Here is a 22,123-nt window from a genome sequence, read left to right on the forward strand (position 1 = left end):
GCTGGGACCGTGGTCCCTCAGTCCTCGAGGCCCGGCCACCCGTTCGCGATGCAGCCGTCCAGCGCCATCGACTGCTGGAGCATGACCGGAGCGGTCTCGCCCTCGCCCGGGCAGCCGACGTGGTCGTGGCCGAGGAAGTGACCGACCTCATGGTTGACCATGTAGGCGCGATACTCGTCGAGGTCGTCGTAGGTCGGTGTCTTGAGGAGCCAGCGGTCGGAGTTCAGCACCACGTCGTCCCCGATGCGGCAGTTCCAGGTGCCGCCGGTCCGGGCTGGCGCGCACAGCGAGTCGACCGTCGGCGGAGAGGCCAGGGAGATCGTGAACTCGGCGGACTCGGGATCCTCGACCTGCTGGAAGAAGACGCCGTCGAGCTCCTGCCAGCCGCGCTCGTCGGTGAGGATCGCGGCGATGGTCTCGGCGGTCTCGTCGGCGTCGATGTCGATGCCGTCCTCCACACGCACCGCATAGGTGCGCACGGCTGCGGCCGCATCGGAGGGATCGGAGTCCGCGACGGCGGGGTCGACGGCCGACACGGTCCAGGTGCCCTCGCCGACGGTCCCGGAGCGCTCGATCCCCGCGGACTCGTCCGAGCCCGCCTCTGCGTCCTCCTCGACCGTCGGGGTGGCGGTGGTCCCTCCGCCCTCGGTGCCGAGGTCCATGGTGTCCGATCCGGCCGACGGGGCGAGGGCTCGGATCGCGAGCGTCCCGCCGATCAGGATGCCGAGCAGCGCGAGCAGGACCAGGATCGAGCGCACGAGGCGTCCCCGCCGGGTCAGGACGAGGCGGTGCTGCGGAAGTGTCGTCGGTGGCACGGCCCCACCGTACTGCCCTCGGCACGAACCCGCTCGGCGCAGGCGGCTCGGTTCGCAGGTGATGGTCAGGCTCGCGACGATGTCGAGGTCCTCGAGCTCGACGGCGAGACGATCGTCCAGCTGGTCGCGGAGCTCGTCCTCCTCGGTGATGACCCAGTCGGTGATGCCGCGGCCGCCGTCGGGACCGGCGGGATCGGCAGGCAGCAGGAACCCGACGACGGCGTACAGCCGTCGGCCCAGCTTCGTGGAGCGCACGATCGGCGCAGGGAGGCCACGGGCGGTGCGGACCGTCTCGGCGGCGGCGGCGACCGCTGCGGCGATCGGCTCCGGAGGGGACGCCTCGAGCAGCTCCCGACCGCCCTCGCGCACGAGGCCCAGGGCCATCGGCGCGAGGGCGAAGGAGGCGAGCAGCACGAGCAGGGGTCGAGGTGCCCGGCCATGCTGCTGCGGCCGCTCGCGGCGAGGAGCATCGCCGCGATGCCGCCGGCGCCGACGACTGCGCTGAGCGCGGCGCCCGAGCGCCAGGACACCAGCTCCGCTCGGGAGAGCGCCGAGGTCCCCGCGAAGGATGCCAGCAGCCGTGCGAGGGCGAGGCACGCGAGGGTCGCCGCAGTGCCGTAGATCGCGACGGCGAGGCCCGTCGGCTCGGATCCGCCGGCGAGGATCACGGTCACGGCATCGCTCGCGCCGTAGGCGAGGGCTCCCAGCAGCGCCGCGCCCTGGATCGCGACGGCGAGGGGAGCGGCGGCGTGCCGGCCGTAGGGGTAGTCGGCCGTGGTACGGGAGGAGGCGATCCGTGCGGCGACCACCGAGACGGCCACGAGGACGATCCCCGCGAGGGTGACCACGCCGTCGAACAGGACGATCTGGGATCCCGTGACCGCTCCCCAGGCGACGCCGATCGCGCCGAGCAGGCCGGATCCGGCCATGCTCAGCGCGAGGGCGCGGGACTCGGCGCCGGGCGATGAGGGTGGGACGCCCACGCCCAGATCGTAGAACGCGCCGGTGGATCAGTCCTCGGTGCCGGTGGGGAGTCCGGCGGCGATGCGACGTCGCTCGAGCGTCGCGACGTTCTCGTCGACGCGCTTCTTGGAGAGCGGGTACCAGGTGACCAGGATCAGGCCGGCCAGACCCAGCAGCAGCGCGGGCACCAGGGTCGTCAGCGTGTAGATGCCGTCGAGGACCGACGGGGTCTGCTGCACGGACTCCGTGGAGGAGGACACGTAGCCGATCCAGCCGAGTGCCCAGCCCGAGAGGCCGCCGGCGAGCGCCTGTCCGAGCTTGCGGGCCCACGAGTAGGTCGCGTACACGGTGGCGTCGTTGCGCTCGCCGGTGCGGATCTCCTGGAAGTCGATCACATCGGTGATGAACGCCCAGATCAGCACGTTCAGCGCGGCGAGGCCCAGCTGCAGGAAGGCGTAGCCGACCATGAACACGTAGGGGCTGTCGGTGTGGACGAGGAACAGCAGGACTCCGGAGACGAGTCCCAGGGCCATGCCCACCACGCCGACCTCGCGCTTGCCGAAGCGCTTGGCCAGGGCCGTCCCGAAGGGCACCATCAGCAGGGTGGGCACGATGCCGACGAAGTTCACCAGCGAGAGCAGCTGTCCGTTGTTGAAGTACTCGTTGAAGGCGTAGGAGATCATGCCCATCTGCAGCATCATCCCGATGAGCATGACGAGGGCGGCGGCGACCAGCCCGGTCAGGGCGCGGTTGGTGGCGAGGGTGCCGAGCATGACGCCGATGCTCATCCGCTCGTCCTTCGGCTTCGGCGGGGTCTGCACGCGCTCGACGACGTTCGCGTAGCAGAGCATGTAGCAGACGACGGCGAGGACGCCGCAGCCGATCGCGGCCAGCATCATCCGGTTCGAGGAGAGTCGGGAGACGCCGTCGATCTGCACGTACACGAGCATCGGGAGCGCGACGGAGATGGCCAGGTTGGCGAGGGTCGCGCCGAGGGAGCGGAAGACCGACAGCGAGGCGCGGTCCTCGGGCTTGCCGGAGATGACCGAGGCCATCGAGCCGTAGGGGATGTTCACGAGTGTGTAGGCGACCGAGCCCCACAGCACGTAGGTGATGATCATCCAGGCCAGGCGGGCGCCGTAGTCGGCATCCTGGAAGATCGGCAGGAACATGAGGATCCCGGCGACGGCGACGGGGACGGCGCCGCGGAGGATCCAGGGCTTGAAGCGGCCCGCGCGGCCCGGCTTCAGGACGTCGATGAGGCGGCCGGCGCCGACGTCGGTGAAGGCGTCGAGGATGCGGGCCCCGAACAGCAGCGTGCCGACGTGGGCGGGGCTGATGCCCATCACGTTGGTGTAGAAGATCAGGAAGAACGCGGACTGCAGGATGAACGTGAAGTCGTTCCCGAAGTCCCCGAACATGTACCCGATCTTGTCGCGGAGCCCGAACGGGCGCGGGGTCCGGGTCCCGGTGGTGGGGGCCGGTGCTGCGGCGGTGCTCATGGTGCGCACTCCTGTCTCATCGTTGAGTTCGGGCACACGGGGCTCCGGGTCCTGGGGCGGAGGTGTCCGGGGGCGGTGCCTGCGACCCGGTCGGCGGCGATCCGTGCGGACCAGGTGCATGGAGTCTGCGTCCGGTTTGTCGCGGGCCCCGCCGGTTTGCCGATTGTTGCACCGGGTGTTGCCGTGCCGGCGAGCCTGCCGGTCACTGAAGATAGCGCTGTGACCTCGGTCGACGTCGAAGGTCCGGTGTCGCATCCGTTGCGCTGGTTGCCGTGTGTTGCGCCGTCTCGGCACGGCGGTGGCCGCCTGTTGCCACGGAGGCCGCCGGGAGCGGGCGTCGGAGCGCTCGAGATGCCAGGTCGATGGCGACGGGAGGGCGACATCGCGCTGACCTGCGTCGACGATTCGGGCATAGCGTGACGCCGGTCACCGGGATGTCACCATCGGGCCCCCGGATCGACGTCTGCACGGCACGGGCTCGTCCCCCGGCGTTCCTAGCGTCGGCGGCGGCCATCGCCCCCGACGCTGGAGACATCCCCGTGCCTGTCCGGTTCCCCCGCCGTCCCGCTCCCGCTCTTCCTCGCACCCCCTTCGCCCTTGCGGCAGCCCTCGCCGTCGGCGCCGCCCCGATGCTCACCGCGGCGGCGCCGCTGACGATCGCCGCGCCGTCGGCCCCTGTCGTCGTCCCGAGCGCGCCGACCTCCCGGACCCCTCTGCCGACCCCGGACGTGGAGGCTCCGACGCCCGATGTCCTCTCCGTGGACGTCGAGGCGAGCTCCACCGCGGAGACGGCGCAGGGCCGCGCCGCGACCGTCTTCGGCGCGGAGCCGACGATCGCCGAGGATGAGGCCCTCGGCCGCGACGTCGTCTCCTTCGACGGCACCAACGCGATCCGCTACGACTTCGCCGACGGCTTCGAGAGGACCGAGAAGGCTGTGACGATCGAGTGCACCGTCCGCTTCGACGGAGGCCTCACCGACAGCACCGGAGAGGACACCGGCAACTTCTGCGGCGCCAAGGAGGCCGGCGGGTACTCCCTGACGGTCTACGGCTCGACGCTGAAGATGATGGTCAACGTCGACGGCACCTACTACGGCGCCGGCGCCGAGGTCCGCGAGGGCGTCTGGTATCACGTCACCGGAGTGTGGGACGGCGACACGGTCCGCCTGTACCTGAACGGTGAGAAGGTCGCCGAGGAGCCGACGACCGCCGGCAGCATCCAGCCGCCGAAGGAGCCCGCCCGCCAGTTCTTCCTCGGCGCCGACACCGATGGCAGCGGGAACCCGCAGTTCCACGGCACCGCCTCCGTCTCCGAGGCCGCGATCCATTCGACCGCGCTCAGCGACGAGCAGATCACCGCCCGCTACGTCTCCGCGCTCTCCGATCGCACGGACGCCGAGGTGGCCGTGCAGCCGGTCAGCCCCGCCGCGGACACGACGCTCACCACGGCGACTCCCCTCGCCGTCGACGTCGAGAACGCGCAGCTCCTGGCGGGGCCGCTCGAGCTCGCGGTCGATGGCGAGCCCGTCGAGCCCGTCGAGCTCGGCGACGCCGTCGGCCCGGGCCTCGGGGCGGGGGAGCACACCCTGAGCTGGAGCGGGGTCGACGCCTTCGGCACCGACGTCTCCGGCTCGTCGACGTTCACCACGGCATCGATCCCGACGGCAGAGGGCGTGAGCACGTCGGTCCGCGACCGCACGGCGACCCTCACCGCGGCCGCGACCGATCCCGACGGTGGGGACCTCACCACCACCTTCCTGGAGGCTGATGTCGCGCACGGGACCGGCACCGTGCAGGGCGTCGTCGACCCGGCAGCGATCGCGGCCGACGGCTCGGTCTCCGCCGACGTCGAGATCCGGGACCCTGAGGAGATCGGGGAGATCGGCGAGCCCCTGGAGGCGCGGTCGACCTCGCAGTCCCCGGCGCTGCGGACCTCGATCCCCTTCTCGGAGGAGGGGCAGACGGTGCTGTGGAGCGGGGAGACCGATCCGGCGCGCGAGATCCGTCTGCTGCTGCTGGACTCGTCGACGGGGCGCTTCGAGGTCGTCGACTCCGCCCGCGGCTCGGCCGACGGCAGCATCGAGCTGAGCGCCTCGGCGACCGCGGCCCACGACTCCGACGGCGAGATCGAGGTGCTGGTCCTGGGTGTCGATCCCTTCGCCGACGACCTCGAGAACGAGGTGCGGGACTCCTTCGAGGACCCCGACGACTATGACTTCTCGCTCATGCACATCACCGACACCCAGTACCTCTCGGAGGGCGCCACGCAGCAGGAGACCGCGGAGGAGCGCGCCGAGTGGGCCTCCGCCTACGAGTCCTCGTACTCGTGGCTCGCCGAGCATGCGGAGGAGTACAAGGTCGAGTTCGTCGCCCACACCGGCGATGTCATCGAGTCCTGGAACACGGGGGCGACCGATCGCACCGTCGCCGAGGAGGAGTTCGCGTTCGCCTCCGAGACCCAGAGGCTGCTGGAGGACACCGGCATCCCGCATGCGGTGCTGCCCGGCAACCATGACAACCTCGGCGGCGGCGACGTCGGCCCGGACAGCCTGTTCGACGAGTACTTCGGCGCGGACCGCTACGAGGCGCTCGCGGCCTCGGAGTCCTGGCAGGAGGCGGGCGCCGAGTACCACCCCTGGCAGGAGGGCGACAACCAGAACAGCTATACGCTGTTCACCGCCGGCGGGCTCGAGTTCATCGCCGTGAGCCTCGGCTACGACGTGACCGAGGAGGAGGCCGCCTGGGCGTCGGACGTCCTGGACCGCTACCCGACCCGCAACGCCATCGTCCTCACCCACGCCTACAACAAGCCCTCTGACGCGGCCGACGGACGCGGGGGCTCCTTCTCGGCCGACGGCTCCCTGATCCTCGAGCAGGTCATCACCGGCCATCCGAACGTCGCCCTGGTGCTGTCCGGCCACGAGCACGGTGTGAGCATCAGCGTCCGCAGGGATGTCGGCGACCAGGGCAACAACATCGTCGAGCTGCTCGCCGACTACCAGTTCTACGAGATCAGCGCCGAGGAGCTGGGGCTGACGGAGGCCGGCGGCTACGACCCGGAGGACGGTCTGCGCTTCGGCTCGGCCTACTTCCGCCTGCTGCAGTTCGATCTGGACGCGGGCGAGATGGCGGTGGACACGTACTCCCCGTACCTCGACGACTTCGGCGCCTCGGAGTACGACACCCAGGGACGCTATGACGGCACCGAGGACGACACCCGGCTGCCGATCCAGCTCGAGACCCGCACGACGACCTTCAGCACGGATGCCCTGCTGGGCCTGACCCCGAGCGATCGGCGGATCGGGGAGGTCGACCACCCTTCCGGCGAGGCCGCGAGCATCCGCTGGAAGCACCTGGACCAGGGGGCCGCCTACGGCTGGTTCGCGGTCACCCGCACGGGGGAGGGCGGCGGCGTCATCCAGTTCAGCACCTTCACGACCGGCGAGGGCGGGGACTCCAGCCCCGGGAAGGGGTGAGGCTGCGGGCCCCTGGCCGATCGTCGGCCGGGGCCGTAGGGTCGGGGCATCGGGCGTCGACGGCGGCGTCCCTCGTGCGCAGGAGGCGTCATGCCGGTCCCCGCCCATTTCTCGATCGTCACGCTCGGTGTCGCGGACGTCGCTGCGTCGGCCGCGTTCTACCGCCGCCTGGGCTGGGAGCAGCGAGGTGACGAGTCCGCGGAGTGACGCTCGCGCTGAACTTCGCCGATGAGGCGGGGGTGGACGCCACCCTGCGAGATGCGCTCCATGCCGGGGCGCGCCTGGTGAAGGCACCGACCCGGGCGGACTGGGGAGGGTACTCCGGATACTTCGCCGATCCCGACGGCCACCTGTGGGAGGTCGCCTACGCGCCCATGATGCCGGCGCGCGAGGATGGCACCATCGAGATCCCGACTTCCTGATCCGAGCGGGGCGCAGGGATCAGAACGGCGGGGGTGAGCCGGCCGACGGCGGGGCGCCGGTCGTGACCGGATCGAGGTCCGGTTCTGGTTCTGGTTCTGGTTCCGGTGGGTCGGGGAGCGGATCGTCGAAGTGCTTCTCGAGCAGCCGCAGCCATTCGGACGGTTCGGCGTCGGGGTAGGCATGGCGGACCGCTCGCAGCTCGCGGTCGAAGCGCCGATCGATGAGATCCTCCCAGGAGCGGAGCAGGTCAGCGGCGAGATCCGGTGTCAGCAGGTCCACGGTGTCTTCGACGTCGCAGATGCGGTGGTCGTCGACTGTCCAGGTGGATGTGCCGTCGGCATTGCGCTCCACGTCGATCAGGCCGAACGTCTTGAGCTGGTGGTGGTGACCGCAGAGCCGGTGGAGGTTCTCGATGCTGGTGGGGCCGCCCTGCTCAGGATGTCGATGATCGAACTCCTCGATATGGTCCATCTCGCCGAAGGTGCCGACGCTGCGAGTGCAGCCGGGGACCGCGCACAGGGGGTTCCGGAGCCGCAGGAACTCGGCCATCTGCTTCGTGGGCGTGTACCGGTCGGCGGGCAGCGGCAGGAACTCTCCAGTGACGGGGTCCGTGAGGATGCGGTACCAGGTGGGCTCGTCAGCGGCGATGTCCCGCGCGAGGGAGGCGGGGATCGGGATGGTCCCGTCGATCACGCCGGGGGCGTCGGACAGGCCGAGCATGCTCATCATCGGCACCACCACCTCCATGCGGAAGCGGCTGCCGTCGACCTCCACGCCGGGCGTCTCGAGGACTGTGCCGGTGAGGATCGCGTAGCGGATCTTCGAGAGCGGCATCCGTCTGCCGGTGCGCTCGACGTCGCCGTCGATGTCGAAGGGGATCTGCTCGCCCTCGAGGACTGCCTGGCGCTGCTGGCGCTGCACCGCGCGTGCGGCCAGGTCGAGCCGGCGCGAGAGGCTGAGGATCTCGTGGATCGGGCCGGTGACCGTGAGGCAGGCCGTGCCGTCGTCGTCCGGGTCGATCTCGACGGAGACGTCCCGCTTCTCGAAGGGGGAGGTCTCGCTGCGCTTGCGGAACCAGGCCAGGAGGATGGACAGCTCGCGCATGAAGCGCTTGAAGGAGATGTTGGCGAGGTCCCAGTCGGCGACGTACTCGTCGACGATGTCGATCTCGTCGTCCTCCAGGCCGCGGACCCGACGCAGCAGGTGCTCGAACCACTCGACCGTCAGATGGCCGTGCTCCAGGCGCTCGAGCACCCGATGGAGGAGGCATACGGCGCGATGGGCATCGCGCATCATGCGCGATGCCCGCGGGATGGTGGTCCGGCGGACGTCGGCCAGGAGGATCGCGTTGACATCGCCCTCGCCGTCGGAGGCGGTCTCGTCCCACAGCTGCGCCATGCGGCGCAGACGGACCGCGTAGGAGAGAGCCTCCCCATGGTGGGTCGCGAAGAGGTCCCGAGCGATCAGAGCCTCGTAGCTGCCGGGATCCACCCCGGCGTCCTCGGCGAAGGCCGAGGGGTCCAGGGGACGGCGTGCGCGGACCGTGCGTCGAGGAGGACGGTCGCCGGATGCCGCCTCCGGCTCCGTCTGCTGCTGCTCCTGCTCCCGCTCCTCCTGTCCGCGGAGGATGCGCGCGGCCGCCTCCGCCCGCGCCTGGATCTGATCCAGGACTCCGGGCCCGAAGACAGGCGCGACAGGACCTGTCGGGACTCCGTCCGACGTCGTGAGCATGGCCGTCCCCCTCCCGAGATCCACCGCCGCGCAGAGCGCGCGACGGTGCCGCCATTGCAGTCTCCGCTACCTTCGCTTGGCTTCCCCATATGTTCCCCACCAGCGGATATGCATCGATCCTAGAACATGTGTTCGACGGATGGAAGGGGTGTGGACAGCGGTGATCTCTTCGTGACTCAGGGGTCCGCGGGAGGAGCTGGGGGAGGAGGGGCCGGCGGAGGGGTGACTGATGTCAGCGCTTGCGGCGGACCAGGATGCGCCACCGCTCCGGGCCGCGCTCGCGGTACTCGGTCGAGAAGGAGTCCCCGTGCTTCGCCTGCAGCTGGAGGAGCAGCGGGACCGGATCGTGCGTCGCAGAGAGGATCAGGCCGGCCTCGAGCGCCAGCGACTCGAGCGCCCCGAAGATCGCCGCATGACGGATCGCGTGCGGAATGGTCTGCACGTCGAGCTCGGGAAGGTCCTCGTCGTGCTCGCCGCAGGCGCAGCCCTGCGAGAGCTTCTGGTCGACGGCCTCGTCGCGCGAACGCTGGATCTCGATGTCTGCCATGGCTTCTCCTGGTCGGTGCTGTGGTCGGCGCTCACCGGTCGCTGAGCCGGGGCGACAGCGACGATGCCGCGATGAATATATTACAGTCGACGCCGTGGAAAAGGATCGTCGGCAGAGCCCGCTGCAGAGCCCGCTGCAGAGCCCGCAGTCGAGCCTGAGCCGACGTACCGCGTCGACAGGGAGGCGGCACTCGTCGTCACGGGAGCTCGTCCTGCGCACGATCGAGGCGCAGCAGGCGCCGGTGTCCCTGAGCGCGCTGGTGCGGTCCACCGGGCTGCACGAGAACACCGTGCGAGGGCATCTCGGGCACCTGCTGGAGGACGGCCACGTCACTCGTCGACGTGCCCGCGCTGAGGGCCGGGGGAGGCCGGCCTGGCTGTGGAGGGCCGTGCGGCAGGGCCCGTCGTCGCCGTACGCGGAGCTCGCCGGGGTGCTGGCGGACGCCCTCGCCCATGCCGCCCCCGACCCTTCGGCGACTGCCCGCGCAGCGGGTCGCCGCTGGGGTCAGGAGATCGCCCGGGACTCGGCGGCCTGCGAGGCGCGGGACGACCCTGCTGGGCCGGACGCCCGTGCGCAGCGGGACATCGTCCTGGCCGTCATGGCGGAGCAGGGGTTCGACCCGGAGGGCAGGGGGCAGGAGATCTCCCTGCGCAGATGTCCGCTCCTCGAGGCCGCCTCGCGGCAGACGCAGGTGGTCTGCGCCGTCCATCGCGGCATGGTCGAAGGAGTCCTCGAGCATCTGGGATCCGAGCCCGGGGAGAGCGTCGACCTGCAGCCCTTCGCGGGCTCGGGCCGATGCTCGCTGCACATGCGGTCGTCGGTGTGATCAGCCTTCCGGGACGGCCTCGCTCATCGCGCACAGCTGGAAGGTCGCGCCCTCGGGGTCGGCGACGGTGGTGATGCGGCCGAAGGGGGAGTCGACCGGGCCGTCGAGGACGGAACCACCGAGCTCGCGGAGCCTCGACAGTGCGGCATCGGTCGCCTCGATGCCCAGGTAGATCCGCCATCCGGTGGCATCCTCCGGCATGAATCCGGTGGCATCGCAGAGCCCCCAGCTGGCGTCCTCGCCGGCCCCGTTCGTGGAGTAGCGGGTCCCGTCGTCCATGGGCTCGCCCATGGGGACCAGGTGGGCGTCGACGACGTCCGTGTAGAACGTCGAGGCGTCGTCGAAGCGGTGGGACATGAGCTCGAACCACACCGGGGAGCCCGGAGCGCCCGTGAACTCGAAGCCCTCGAGATCACCGGGCTGCCACAGCCCGATGTCCTTGCCGGTGGAGTCGAGGAGGACGGCCATGCGGCCCTCGTCGCCGACGTCCATCGGCTCGACCAGCACGGTGCCGTCTGCGGCCTTCGCGCGCTCGAGCCGGGCATCGATGTCGTCGACCGCGAGGAAGACGCCCCAGGTGGAGGGCAGCGGTCCGCCGTCCGGACAGGTCATGCCGGCGACGCCCATGGCACCGCCGACGAGCGCGCCCTCGTTGCGGATGAGGTGGTAGTGGCCGAACTGCTCGCCCATGTCGTCGAAGGTCCAGCCGAACAGGCCGGCGTAGAAGGTCTTCGCTGCATCGAGATCCTGGACGGAGAGGTCGATCCAGGTCGTGGTTCCGGTCCTGCGGCTCATGGTTCCTCCAGCGATGTGCGGTCTGCGACCGACGGCCCGACGGGCCTCGTCGTCCCTCCACGCTAGGAGCCCGCGGCCGACGGCGATTGTCCGATCCTGCTCAGGACTCTGCGCGTCAGCCGCCTGCGGAGCGGCAGAGGCTCGGCAGCGCCGAGAGCATCGGCATGCTGCGTTCGGGCGGCTGCGGGGCGAAGCGGAGGACGATCTGCTCCGACTCCGCGAGCGGTGCTGCGAGCGGCACTGCGAGCGGCGCCGTGAGCGGTTCCGGGTGGGCGGCGACGATGGGGGCCTCGGGGAGCAGGTGGTCCTGCGGATCGGCGTGGGCGGGGACGGCGAACCCCAGCAGGAACGGCGCCCCCGGGCACAGCGGGAGTGCCACGGCCTCCTCGCCGCGGACGAGGAGGCCGGCGGTGGGAAGCCCGATCGGTGCGGGCTGCGGGTACCAGCCGACCCACACCGATGCGTCGCCCCGTCGGCCGACGGATGCGGGGAGCTCGAGGCGCACCGTCACCGTGGCCGAGGGGCTCGGGGCCGCGCGCTCGAGGAGGGAGAAGGGGCGGGGAGGATGGTCTGCGACGTCGTCGGCCAGGCGCCTCAGTCCGCCGGGCGGGACCCCGACGGTGCTGCGGAAGCGGCGGGAGAAGCTCGAGAGGGAGTCGAAGCCGACAGCGGTGGCCACGTCGATGACGGGCGAGTCGTCCTCGAGGAGAAGGCGCTTGGCGGCATCGATCTGCAGCATCGTGAGGAAGCGGCCGGGGCTGATGCCCATCCGTGCGCGGAAGAGCCGTGCGAAGTGGAAGGGGCTGTAGCCGGCGGCCGCGGCGAGATCGGGAACATCGAGAGAGGCGGAGTCCTCGCGCGCGAGCGAGAGCATCGAGACCCAGGGGGAGGCCCCAGGAGCCTCGCTCGGCTCGGCGGTCGTTGTGATCGCACTCACCTCTCGGAGTCTACGGAAGGGCCCGGTCGTGCGCCAGGCGCCGGACCCCGGTCCGAGGAACCGGCCCTGGTGGTCATCCGGGCTGGTCCACAATGGGAGCGTGCCTTCGTCCCCGACCGCGTCCCCGTCGACCGCCCCGATGGGCTCCTCGAGCCGTCGTCGGCTCGCGCGCCGCTGCGACGAGGCGATCGCCTCGCTCTCACCCGGCTGCTTCGCGCTGGTGATGGCGACGGGGATCCTCGGGATCGGTCTGCGCGAGGCGGGGGTCCCCGTCCTCTGGCGAGCGATGCTGGCGATCGCGGCGGGAGCGTACGCGGTGCTCGCCGTCCTGTACGTCCTGCGGCAGGTGCGGCATCCGCGGCGCGTGCGGGAGGATCTCCGCAACCCGGCGGCCGCGTTCTCGTACTTCACGATCGTGGCGGGCACCGACGTGCTCGCGGTGGGTCTGCTGGACACCCGCCTGCATGCCGTCGCGCTCGCGCTGCTCGCCGTCGGCGCGTCGGTCTGGTTCGTGCTGGGATACGTGCTGCCATGGCAGGTGCTGATGATGCGCGACGGGCGGCCGATCCTCGCGCGGGCCAACGGCACCTGGTTCATCTGGTCCGTCGCCTCGCAGTCCCTCGCCGTGGGGATGGCAGCCGCCCACCCGCTGATCCCCCGCTGGTCGGCGCTGGTGGGGATCATCGCCGTGATGTCGTGGTCTGTCGGGACGATCCTCTACATCGGGATCGCGGTGCTGGTCATCCTCCGGATCGTGCACTTCGGCATCGCGCCCGAGGAGTTCGAGCCGCCCTACTGGGTGTCGATGGGAGCGCTCGCCATCGCCGTCGTCGCCGGAGCGGGCGTGTTCGCCATGGAGTCCACGCCCATGGTCGATGCGGCCAGATCACTCATCGGCGGAACCGTCGTGATCTTCTGGTGCTTCGCCGCCTGGCTGATCCCGATGCTGGTGGGAGCGGGCTTCTGGCGCCATGTGATCCGGCGCGTGCCCCTGCGGTACACCCCCGCGCTGTGGTCGATGGTGTTCCCGCTGGGGATGTTCTCGGTGGCCTCGATGCGGCTGGGGACCGTCGAGCATCTGCCCGTCATCGAGCGCTTCGGCGTCGGATTCCTCGGGGTCGCCCTCCTCGCCTGGCTGCTGGTCGGAGCGGGCCTCGTCACCGCACTGGTGCGGGGAGCACGCCCTGCCTGAGCCGGGCTGAGCAGGGCAGAGCAGGGCGGGCGGAAGCCGTCAGCCCACCTGCAGCTCGCCCATCGGTCCCCAGCCGTCGGACTCGACCTGCACCGAGACGATCTGCGGGGTCGCGGTCAGGTGCTGGGGGAACTCCTGCTGCATGGTCCGGAAGTGCTCGGACTGCACGTGCGCCTCCCCGGCGTCGTCGTCGAACGCCTCGATGAGCACGTAGGTGCAGGGGTCCTCGATGCTGCGGGACCACTCGAACCAGCGGTTGCCGCTCTCGGCGCGGGTGGCCTCGGTGAACGGTCGGACGATCTCGGGCCAGCGGTCGGCGGCCTCGGGCTTCACAGGGAACTTCACGGTGATCAGGATCAAGGCTCTCTCCTTCGGACGGTCCTGGAGCGGTGGGCGTACCGTGACGGTAGCAAGGCACGAGGCGTCCCCGGCACGAAGAGGTGGCAGCGATGGGACACGCGCACGATGCTGACGACCAGGAGCTGATCGTCGACCTGATCCTGTCCCTCGACGGCTGCGCCGCCGCGGAGGGCTGGCCGGGCTGGTGGGGTCTGCAGAGCCCCGAGTACCTGGCCTGGCTCGACGAGCAGCCCGAGCACATCGCCGTGATGGGGGCGAACACCTTCCGCCTGATGTCGGCGATGGCTCGTGAGGCGCCCGAGCTCGACATCGAGGACGAGGAGAAGGCGAGCTTCGCGCAGATGGCGGCCCAGCCGAAGATCGTCCTCTCCTCGACCCTCGAGGAGCCGCTGGACTGGGGAGACGCTCGCCTGGTCCGCACCCGACCGGTCGACGCCGCGGGGCGGGCGGACGGAGCGGCGGGCGATGCGGCGGGCGATGCAGAGACCGCCGCGGAGGCGATCGTCCGGCTGAAGGCCGAGTCCGACCGGCCGCTCGTGCTGGTCGGCAGCCTCTCGCTCGGGCGCTCGCTGATGGCCTCCGGAGTCGTCGACCGATTCCGGATCGTGCTGTTCCCCGTGATCACGGGGCGCACCGGGCTCGAACGGATCTGGGAGGGGTACACGGACCTCTCCCTCGAGCTGCTGGACTCGCGCACCTTCGGGGGCGGGCTGCAGCTGCTCGAATACCGGCCGACGCCGCTCGAGCACCCGCCGGGCACGGGCTGGGATCGCCGTCGGGACTGACCCGCCCCCCGGCCACCCGCGGCAATCGCGCGACCGCGGCGGCGGGCACCTCCACAGTGGTGCTGTCAGCACCACGGTCCCGGGCTCCCGCCCGGAAGGGAGAGAGCATGTTCGGTCTCGCGAGGAGCGCGAAGAGCGCGAAGAGCTTGAGCAAGGGGCCGGCCGTCGAGGTCCGGTCCCCGGTCGCGGGAGCGCTGCTCCCGCTCTCGGAGGTCCCCGATGAGGTCTTCTCCCGAGGCGATGTCGGGCCCGGCTTCGCGGTGGACCCTGCGGAGGGGGTCATCCTCGCGCCGATCGCCGGGACCGTCGTCCTGCTCCCCGAGGCGACCCGCCACACGGTGGCGGTGCGCGGCGACGAGGACGTCGAGGTGCTCGTGCACGTCGGGATCGGCACGGTCGCACTCGCCGGTGCAGGATTCACCGCGAAGGTCGAGGTCGGTGAACGGGTCGAGGCAGGCCAGCCGCTCCTCGAGGTCGACCTCGACGCGATCCGCACCGGGGTCCCCTCCCTGATCACCCCCGTCGTCGTGACCAGCGCCGGCGCGTTCGGGATCGACGGGCCGCGCCTCGATGCGGAGCTCGGAGAGGCAGTCCCCCGGGTCAGCCGCCGCTGATCGTCGGCGACCCGGCCCGTCGGCCCGCGACGTCCTCGCACAGGATCTGCGGCCAGCGGGCGACCTGCTGCGGCCGCGATGCGATCTCCAGGCGGGCGTCCGGCAGCAGGTCCGCGAGGACCTCCGCCGTGGAGACCGGGTGGCCGGGGTCCTCCGTCCAGGCCAAGATCGACGTCGGAGCACCGAGGGCGGCGATCTGCCCCGGGGCCGGAAGGTCGCTCATCGCCGCACCGCGGTAGGCCGAGGGGAGGAGCGCCTCGGAGACGTCCGGCGCGGTGTCGGGAGTCCCGACGGTGGCGGGCGGGCGCTCGAGACGGCGCGTGGCCGCGATCAGCTGCTCCATGCCGTGCTGCTCGATGAAGTCGGCCAGGCGCAGATAGTCCTGCGCCTGGCCGCGACGCGTCTCCCAGGCCGTCGGCGGGAGCAGCAGCGTGAGGCCGCTGAAGCGATCGGGATCGCGGACGGCCGCGTGCAGGAGGGTCGCGCAGCCCATCGACGGGCCGACGCCGTGGACCTGCTCGCCGGGGAAGCGGTCGTCGAGCAGGGCGAGCAGATCCTCGGCGAGGGTCTCCCACCTGAAGTCCTCGGGGACGGCGCGTCCCGTCGAGCGTCCGTGGCCGCGGGCGTCATAGCGCAGCAGGCGGGTGCCGGAGAGACCCCGGCCCAGGTCCAGATCCAGCATGCGATTGACCTCGCGGCTCGAGGTGAGGCCGTGGAGCTGGACGACCGGACGACCGCCCTCGTCGCTGAGCTCGACGTCCAGCACCGCACCGGGGACGACGAAGCTGGTCATGCGCGCTAGGGTACCGCCATGCGCCTGACGCACGTCGCACATCTGCGGCTCCCCTTCGGCCCCCTGCTCAGCTACGAGGCCGCCGTCGTCCCGACGGGCGCGAGCCTTCCCCCGTCGTTCGATCAGCGGCGCCATGTGGCCGTCGGGGATCGCGCCGGCAGCTGGATGGCCCTGAGCATGCGGCTGCCCGAGCCCGTCCCCGCCGAGCGCCTCGCGAGCGCCTGGCTCGCGGTCATCGCCCGCCACGGCACCCTGCGCACGGTGTTCTCCCGGGCGGAGGACGGCGAGGTGCTGCTCCACGAGGCGGAGGTCTCCGCCGGGCACTGGGTCGAGCATCAGGTCGCCCCCGGCCAGGCGGTCGAGGATGCCCTGCGGCAGGTCCTCGACGCGACCTGCCGTCCCCTCGCACGGCCCTCCCATCGCCTGTGCCTGATCGACTCGGCGACGGAGCCGACGGCGGTGATCGGCTCGGATCATGCGCACATGGACATGTGGTCGCTGCTGGTGATCGCCCGGGACCTGCTCGCGGAGCTGGTCGGGGAGCAGGCCTCGATCCCCCCTGAGCCTCCCGCCTTCGCCGTCCACACCCGGGAGCTGCGTCAGAGGGAGCGCGCGCCCGAGGAGGTGCGCCGTCGATGGCAGGAGGTCATGGCAGCCGGGGGAGAGGTCATGCCCCGCTTCCCGTTCCCGCTGGGTGAGCCGGTGCCCCAGCCCGAACGCGTGGAGGTGCGCGATGTCCTGGACCTCGAGCAGTCCGACGCGTTCGCTGCGCGCGCTCGCCAGCAGGGCGTCTCCTCGCTCGCCCTGACGGTCTCGCTGATGACGGCGGTGACGCAGGAGCTGACCGGTGCCCCGCTCCGGGTCGTCTTCCCCGTGCACAGCAGGTACGACCCGGTCTGGCATGACAGCGTCGGCTGGTTCATCACCAACTCCGTCCTCGAGTCGGATGATCCTGCGCCCCAGGCCGCCGCCGCCGCGGTCAAGGAGGCGATCGCCCTGGGGTCATGGCCGCTCGAGGACGTGCTCGAGCCCTGGGGCGGGATGCCGGAGGCGCCGGGGATGTTCGCGCTGTCCTGGCTCGACCTGAGGCGTCTGCCGGTGAGGATCGACGACGTCGGGCTGCAGGCGCAGTACGTGAGCGCCGCGATCCGCACCGACGGCGTCATGCTCTGGTTCATCCTCGATGGCACCGGTGCGCACCTGCGCTGCCGCTACCCGGACACCGACGAGGCCCGTGACGGCGTCGGGCGATGGCTCGACGCCCTCGTGCTGAGGATGCGCCAGGAGGCCCGGACGGTGCAGGAGGCTCAGGACACCCGCAGCCGGTGATCGCCGTCGGCGGCCGGGATCAGCACCCGGGCGCCATCCCGCTCGAGCTCGGAGCGCTCGCCGTCGACCCGCAGCTCGACATCGAGCTCCTCGGGGATCCACAGCTCGCTGGGCTCGTCCCCCGTGCGCCCCGTCCAGGCGGACTTCCAGCTGCCGCCCGCCGAGGTCCCGCTGCGCAGGTCCCGTCCGGCGATCGCCACGGGCCGCGGCCGACGCAGACGCTCCGCGGCCTCCGTCGTCGAGAAGCCCTCCTCCCAGGATGAGTAGAACCAGCTCCAGGCGGAGCGGTCGAAGAGGTCGAGCTGCGAGTCCGCTGCGGGGGAGATGCCCGTGCGGGTCCCGAACGCACCCCATCCGCTGACGACCACCGGGACACCGAGCCGCGCGCCGGCCTCGGCGGCATGCTCGAAGAGCTCCTCCGCGGAGTCGCTCCCAAGCGCATCGGCGTGCGCTGAGCATGCCTGGGCGCCGGCGTGCAGCGTGACCATCCGGCCATCGGGATCGTCGTCCGCAGGATCACCGGGCGCAGCACAGCCGACGACGGCAGGATGCTCGGCGAGGTCCTGGGCCAGGACATCGCGAGGCGCATGGAGGACGACGGCGAGGTCTGCGGCGTGCAGGCGGTCGAGCAGCTCGCCGAGCGAGGACCGCTGCTCCTCGCGGACCACGTCGAGCCGGACGGCGTCCAGCCCCATCGTCCTCAGATGCTCGAGGTCCGCGTCGCTCGCACGGGGGCTCCCTGCGGCCTCCAGGGTGATGCCGTGCAGGACCCGCTGCCTGCCGTGCTCGTCGACCAGGATCGTTCCCTCGGTGCTCAGCCTCATCGCTGCTCCTGCCCACGGTGCCGTGGCGCGACCGCCGGACGGGTCGCGCGGTGATCGCAACGTAGCAGGGAGCGGGGCCTCCGGGGAGGGGAATGCGCGGGACACGCACGCGGGGGCGGCCCGGCGAGCTGCCGGTCCGCCCCCGCGGAGGGATCATCGGTCGACCGGCCTCGGCGGCCGATCGGGATCGATCAGTACAGGTTCAGGAAGGCCTGCAGCACCTTGGTGCTCTGGGAGTCCAGGTCGTCCGCGCCGTTCTGCGGCGCACCGACCTCGTGCTGGATCCCGGCCACGGTCTCGGGGCCGACGATGCCGTCCTGCTCGGCGCCGACCCAGGCCTGGATCGCGAGCACGGTGGCCTCGTCGAGCTCGCCGGTCTGGTCGATGTCGAGCCAGTCCTGCAGGGCGGTGATGGTCTTCGGGCCGACGACGCCGTCGACGTCGAGGGTCCCGGCCACGGCCATGCCGTCGGACGACGAGCTGGAGGACGAGGAGCCGGTCGACGAGGACTGGCCCTCGGAGGAGGAGCTGCTCTCAGAGGAGGAGCTGCCCTCGGAGGAGGAGGACTCGCTCTCGGAGGAGGACTCGCTCTTGATGGTGAAGCCGTTCTCATCGCAGTTGTCGGCGATGCCGTCACCGTCGCAGCTCCAGTCTCCCTGGGGCTCGGAGCGCTCCTGCGAGCGGGTGGACCCGGTCGACGAGGAGGACGAGGAGTCCGAGCTGCGGGACTCGCTGCTCGAGGACGAGCCGGAGCTGCTCTCGGAGGACGAGCTCGAGTCGTCGGCGGAGGCCGAGGTGTCGGCCCCTCCGCTGAGAGCGGAGCCGCAGTTGGGCCAGGCGCCGGCGCCCTGGCCGGCGAGGACCTTCTCTCCGATGGCGATCTGCTGGGACTTGGTGGCGAGGTCCGCGCGCGAGGCGTACTGGGTGCCGCCGTAGGCCTCCCAGGTGGACTGCGAGAACTGCAGTCCGCCGTAGTAGCCGTTGCCGGTGTTGATGGACCAGTCGCCGCCGGACTCGCACTGGGCGACGGAGTCCCAGCCGCCGGCGGCCTGGGCGGAGGTGGTGGACAGGGCCATCATCCCGGAGGCGACCATCGCGCCGCCCGCGAGCATCAGGGCGGAGCGGCGGATGGCGGAGGACACGGGTGCGGTGCGCGCGCTGCTCGTCAGGTTCTGAGGCGACATGAATGGCGCTCCTTCGTTCGGTCGTGGGGCCCGCAGATCGGACCCGCGGGACGTGCGACGGCCACGCTAGGGGCTCGCCCCGGGGTCGGCTCAAGCCAGAAGGGCAGACCTTGACCGAGGCTTGACCGCGGATGATCCATATGTCACAGAACGGTCACGAGCCTGCGTATGCCCTGGATAGGGGCATGACGTGATCTGGATGCGAGCCGGAAGGAGGGTCCCTCACGCCTCGGCCGGCGGATCGAGCGCCGCCGCAGCCGCCGCCCGATGCTCCGGATCGCCCGTCTGCAGCGCATACAGTCCGTACTCGAGAGCGCTCGCCGAGAACAGGGCTCTGCAGCGCTCGACGACCCGGTCGCCGGCATCCCCTCCGAGCTCCGCATAGTGCCCGAGGAGAGCATCGAAGACCTCCGGCGGGGCGCTCGCGCAGTGGAACTGGAGGTCCCGGGCAGGGTCTCCGACGGACGCCGTGGTCCAGTCGATCACGGCCGTGATGCGGTCGTCCTCGACGAGGGTGTGGGCGGGGTAGATCTCGCCGTGCGTCGGCACGGCGAGATCGGGCCACAGCCCGTCGTCGGCGAGCCAGGCCTCCCAGCCCTCCCGGAGAGGCGCGGAGATCGTGAAGGCCGCGGCCACCTGATCCACCTCGGCACGCCGCCGCTCGCGCTCCTCGGCCGCCGAGCGGCAGGGGACCCCGGTGGCGGCGACCTCCTGGGCATCGAGGCCGTGCAGCTGGGCCAGGAACTCCGCGAGCGAGAGCGCGTAGCGGTGCGAGGAGATGTCCATCCGCCAGACCACCTCACCGTCCGGGCCGACGCTGAGGCCCGGCTCGCCGGGCAGCAGCGGGTAGGCGATCAGGTCTGCGGTCCGGATCCGCCAGTCGGGGACGGCCACGTCCAGGCGCGGGCCGACGACGTCGAGCAGACGCGCCTCCACGTGGGCGCGGTCGGCGGCATCGGGCCTGCGCGGGACGCGCAGCACCCAGTCCGTCCCGTCCGTGTCGCGCCCGAAGGCGATCCGGAAGTCGAGGCCCATCTCCTCGACCCGCAGGGAGTCGGGATCCAGAGCGAGACCGTGCTCGTCGGCGAGGGTCAGCAGAGAGGTGTCCATGGGACCACCCTCCCAGATCGGAGCGCGGGGGTCAGGAGCTCGGGGGAGCTCCCTCGACCGCGGAGGGCGAGGCGGGGGAGAGGCGCTGCGCGCGCGTGCCCCCGGGGGTCGCGATGGTGCCGTCGGCGTTGGTGGCGATCTTCCCGGTCGGCAGCACGGTGAACAGGCCGTCGGGCTGGTCGTCGGTGCGGTGGCCCTGCTCCCGGTCTGCGGAGCGCTTGTCGGCCATCGCATGGGCGTCGGCCAGAAGCTCGCCGAGCGACCTCTCCTCCTCGAGCAGGTCGTGGTACTTGGCCGGGAGCGCCTTGATGACCTCCTCGTTCTCCGCCATGCGACGGTAGACCCGCTCGCGCTCCTCCTCGAAGGAGGTGTAGGTCATCTCCACATAGGAGGCGGCGTCGCGGCGCAGGCTGGCCACCGCGGCCTTGGCGCGGCCCCGCTTGCTCAGCAGCGAGGCGATCACGGTGACCACGAGGACGACGACGATCACGGTAAGGGAGAGCGAGGTGCTCACCTCGACCACGGCCACCGGCTTGCCGCCGTTGATGAAGGGCACGTTGTTCTCGTGCAGGGCGTGCAGGATCAGCTTCACGCCGATGAAGCCGAGGATCGCCGCCAGGCCGTAGGACAGGTACACGAGGCGGTCGAGCAGGCCGTCCAGCAGGAAGTACAGCTGGCGCAGGCCCAGCAGGGAGAACACGGTGGCGGTGAACACGATGTACGTGTTCTGGGTGAGGCCGAAGATCGCGGGGATCGAGTCGAGCGCGAAGAGGACGTCCGTGCCGCCGATGGCCACCATCACCAGGAGCATCGGCGTCATCACGCGCCTGCCGTCGACCTGGGTGAACAGCCTGTCGCCGTCGTACTGGTCGGAGGCGGGGAAGATCCGCCTGGCGATGCGGATGATGATGTTGTCCGCCTCGTCCTTGTCGTCATCGCCCTTGAGCAGGTTCCCGGCCGTCAGCAGCAGGAAGAGCCCGAAGATGTAGAAGGCCCAGGCGAAGTGCTCGAGGACGGTCGCGCCCACGAGGATGAGTGCGGTGCGGGCGATGATCGCGAAGGTGATGCCGAACAGCAGCACCTTCTGCTGGTCCTCGCGAGGGACCTTGAAGGCCGTCATGATCACGAGGAACACGAAGAGGTTGTCGACCGAGAGCGCCTTCTCGGTGATGTATCCGGCGTAGTACTCGGTGCCCAGGTCGACGCCGCCGAACACCATCACGATGAGGCCGAACAGCAGCGCGATGCCGACGTAGATCACCGACCAGACGGTCGCCTCGCGCATCGACGGGATGTGCGCCTTGCGCACGTGGAAGATGTAGTCGAACGCCAGCAGCCCGATGATGGCGATGACGGTCAGGATCCATACCAGGGGAGATTCGGTCACGGTTCCGCTTTCGGGGGTCGTCGAGACGGACCCGGGTCTCTCCGCCCGACCTGACCTCGGTCGGGCCCCTGCGCCCGGAGGACCATCGGCGGTCCTCGTGATGACGTGCGCAGGGCGGACGGATACTCCCCCGTTGTCTGCGGCAGTCTACACGTGCGGGCGCCGGCGGGATCAGGAGCTCTCGGAGCGGTCCTCCAGCGCGTCCTCGAGCTCCTGCCTGCTCATCGTCGAACGGCCCTCGACGTGCTCCCGCTTCGCGTCCTCGTAGAGCTGCTCCTTGGTCCTGCCCTCGGCGCCCGAGTGGGAGCGGCGACCGCCGCGCTCGGACGGGGAGAGGTCGTCGGTGGAGGTGCGTGACGCCTCCTCGGACTCCCCGGCCTGCGCACGGGCCTTGTTGACCGTCCTCGCGGCGATCTCCTCCGCCTCCTCCTGGTCGACGCCTCGGTCCAGCGCCGACTGCTTGACATGCTGATACTGCCGCTCGCGCTTCGCGCTCCATGCATCCGGCACGTCCGTCTCCTCTCCGGCAG

General features: G+C 71.1%; 20 protein-coding genes and 1 pseudogene. 7 read left to right on the top strand and 14 right to left on the bottom strand.

Annotation, left to right across the window (positions count from 1 at the left end; genetic code table 11):
- Positions 1-17 precede the first annotated feature (17 nt).
- The 3 genes and pseudogenes from ACZ5AJ_RS02655 to ACZ5AJ_RS02665 all read right to left on the bottom strand — a co-directional run bounded on the left by ACZ5AJ_RS02655 (position 18) and on the right by ACZ5AJ_RS02665 (position 3,280).
- Positions 18-1,229, bottom strand: a complete 1,212-nt coding sequence (locus ACZ5AJ_RS02655; RefSeq protein ID WP_464136838.1) for a DUF3152 domain-containing protein — start codon at positions 1,227-1,229, stop codon at positions 18-20.
- 107 nt (positions 1,230-1,336) lie between these two features.
- A pseudogene (locus ACZ5AJ_RS02660) lies at positions 1,337-1,744 on the bottom strand (cation efflux transmembrane domain-containing protein); the annotation flags it as partial.
- Between the two features lie 81 nt (positions 1,745-1,825).
- Positions 1,826-3,280, bottom strand: coding sequence for an MFS transporter (locus tag ACZ5AJ_RS02665; protein ID WP_464136840.1), 1,455 nt, complete (start codon positions 3,278-3,280; stop codon positions 1,826-1,828).
- A gap of 539 nt (positions 3,281-3,819) precedes the next feature.
- Here ACZ5AJ_RS02665 and ACZ5AJ_RS02670 point away from each other — a divergent pair.
- Positions 3,820-6,756, top strand: coding sequence for a laminin G domain-containing metallophosphoesterase family protein (locus tag ACZ5AJ_RS02670; protein ID WP_464136841.1), 2,937 nt, complete (start codon positions 3,820-3,822; stop codon positions 6,754-6,756).
- 203 nt (positions 6,757-6,959) lie between these two features.
- Entirely contained in the window at positions 6,960-7,178 is a 219-nt protein-coding gene (locus tag ACZ5AJ_RS02675; protein ID WP_464136843.1) for a VOC family protein, read from the top strand.
- A gap of 19 nt (positions 7,179-7,197) precedes the next feature.
- Here ACZ5AJ_RS02675 and ACZ5AJ_RS02680 read toward each other — a convergent pair whose 3' ends face one another.
- Positions 7,198-8,910: an HNH endonuclease signature motif containing protein gene (locus ACZ5AJ_RS02680; RefSeq protein WP_464136844.1), complete on the bottom strand. Its 1,713-nt coding sequence runs from the start codon at positions 8,908-8,910 to the stop codon at positions 7,198-7,200.
- Between the two features lie 232 nt (positions 8,911-9,142).
- Positions 9,143-9,457: a DUF2249 domain-containing protein gene (locus ACZ5AJ_RS02685; protein WP_464136846.1), complete on the bottom strand. Its 315-nt coding sequence runs from the start codon at positions 9,455-9,457 to the stop codon at positions 9,143-9,145.
- 94 nt (positions 9,458-9,551) lie between these two features.
- Here ACZ5AJ_RS02685 and ACZ5AJ_RS02690 point away from each other — a divergent pair, with 94 nt between their 5' ends.
- Positions 9,552-10,283, top strand: a complete 732-nt coding sequence (locus ACZ5AJ_RS02690) for a helix-turn-helix transcriptional regulator (RefSeq protein WP_464136848.1) — start codon at positions 9,552-9,554, stop codon at positions 10,281-10,283.
- On the opposite strand, the gene ACZ5AJ_RS02695 is transcribed toward ACZ5AJ_RS02690, so the two are convergent.
- Positions 10,284-11,078, bottom strand: coding sequence for a VOC family protein (locus ACZ5AJ_RS02695; protein ID WP_464136850.1), 795 nt, complete (start codon positions 11,076-11,078; stop codon positions 10,284-10,286).
- A 115-nt stretch (positions 11,079-11,193) separates the two neighbouring features.
- A complete protein-coding gene (locus tag ACZ5AJ_RS02700) occupies positions 11,194-12,015 on the bottom strand; it encodes a helix-turn-helix domain-containing protein (RefSeq protein ID WP_464136851.1) in 822 nt (273 codons plus the stop codon).
- A 100-nt stretch (positions 12,016-12,115) separates the two neighbouring features.
- Here ACZ5AJ_RS02700 and ACZ5AJ_RS02705 point away from each other — a divergent pair, with 100 nt between their 5' ends.
- Positions 12,116-13,207: a tellurite resistance/C4-dicarboxylate transporter family protein gene (locus ACZ5AJ_RS02705; protein WP_464136853.1), complete on the top strand. Its 1,092-nt coding sequence runs from the start codon at positions 12,116-12,118 to the stop codon at positions 13,205-13,207.
- A gap of 39 nt (positions 13,208-13,246) precedes the next feature.
- On the opposite strand, the gene ACZ5AJ_RS02710 is transcribed toward ACZ5AJ_RS02705, so the two are convergent.
- On the bottom strand, positions 13,247-13,567 hold the full coding sequence (locus ACZ5AJ_RS02710) for a putative quinol monooxygenase (protein WP_464136855.1): 321 nt from the start codon (positions 13,565-13,567) through the stop codon (positions 13,247-13,249).
- An 89-nt stretch (positions 13,568-13,656) separates the two neighbouring features.
- Between ACZ5AJ_RS02710 and ACZ5AJ_RS02715 the strand changes: the two genes are divergently transcribed.
- Both ACZ5AJ_RS02715 and ACZ5AJ_RS02720 read left to right on the top strand, forming a co-directional pair.
- Complete coding sequence (locus tag ACZ5AJ_RS02715; protein WP_464136857.1) at positions 13,657-14,352, top strand: dihydrofolate reductase family protein; 696 nt, start codon at positions 13,657-13,659, stop codon at positions 14,350-14,352.
- Between the two features lie 146 nt (positions 14,353-14,498).
- Positions 14,499-14,966: a PTS sugar transporter subunit IIA gene (locus ACZ5AJ_RS02720; protein ID WP_464136859.1), complete on the top strand. Its 468-nt coding sequence runs from the start codon at positions 14,499-14,501 to the stop codon at positions 14,964-14,966.
- Here ACZ5AJ_RS02720 and ACZ5AJ_RS02725 read toward each other — a convergent pair.
- Positions 14,953-15,759, bottom strand: a complete 807-nt coding sequence (locus ACZ5AJ_RS02725; protein WP_464136861.1) for an alpha/beta fold hydrolase — start codon at positions 15,757-15,759, stop codon at positions 14,953-14,955. The genes ACZ5AJ_RS02720 and ACZ5AJ_RS02725 overlap by 14 nt on opposite strands.
- Before the next feature lie 18 nt (positions 15,760-15,777).
- Between ACZ5AJ_RS02725 and ACZ5AJ_RS02730 the strand changes: the two genes are divergently transcribed.
- The gene (locus tag ACZ5AJ_RS02730) at positions 15,778-17,088 is read left to right on the top strand and encodes a condensation domain-containing protein (RefSeq protein ID WP_464136862.1); all 1,311 of its coding nucleotides are present in this window, start codon (positions 15,778-15,780) and stop codon (positions 17,086-17,088) included.
- On the opposite strand, the gene ACZ5AJ_RS02735 is transcribed toward ACZ5AJ_RS02730, so the two are convergent.
- The 5 genes from ACZ5AJ_RS02735 to ACZ5AJ_RS02755 all read right to left on the bottom strand — a co-directional run bounded on the left by ACZ5AJ_RS02735 (position 17,067) and on the right by ACZ5AJ_RS02755 (position 22,103).
- Positions 17,067-17,912, bottom strand: coding sequence for a hypothetical protein (locus ACZ5AJ_RS02735; RefSeq protein WP_464136866.1), 846 nt, complete (start codon positions 17,910-17,912; stop codon positions 17,067-17,069). The genes ACZ5AJ_RS02730 and ACZ5AJ_RS02735 overlap by 22 nt on opposite strands.
- 191 nt (positions 17,913-18,103) lie before the next feature.
- On the bottom strand, positions 18,104-19,096 hold the full coding sequence (locus ACZ5AJ_RS02740; RefSeq protein ID WP_464136868.1) for a transglycosylase family protein: 993 nt from the start codon (positions 19,094-19,096) through the stop codon (positions 18,104-18,106).
- A 222-nt stretch (positions 19,097-19,318) separates the two neighbouring features.
- On the bottom strand, positions 19,319-20,206 hold the full coding sequence (locus ACZ5AJ_RS02745) for a macrolide 2'-phosphotransferase (RefSeq protein ID WP_464136869.1): 888 nt from the start codon (positions 20,204-20,206) through the stop codon (positions 19,319-19,321).
- A gap of 31 nt (positions 20,207-20,237) precedes the next feature.
- A complete protein-coding gene (locus ACZ5AJ_RS02750) occupies positions 20,238-21,593 on the bottom strand; it encodes a TerC family protein (RefSeq protein ID WP_464136871.1) in 1,356 nt (451 codons plus the stop codon).
- Positions 21,594-21,764: 171 nt separating this feature from the next.
- Positions 21,765-22,103 (bottom strand): plasmid stabilization protein, encoded by a 339-nt coding sequence (locus tag ACZ5AJ_RS02755; RefSeq protein WP_464136873.1) that lies wholly within the window; start codon positions 22,101-22,103, stop codon positions 21,765-21,767.
- Between the last annotated feature and the right edge of the window lie 20 nt (positions 22,104-22,123).

The organism is Brachybacterium zhongshanense, assembly GCF_055385755.1.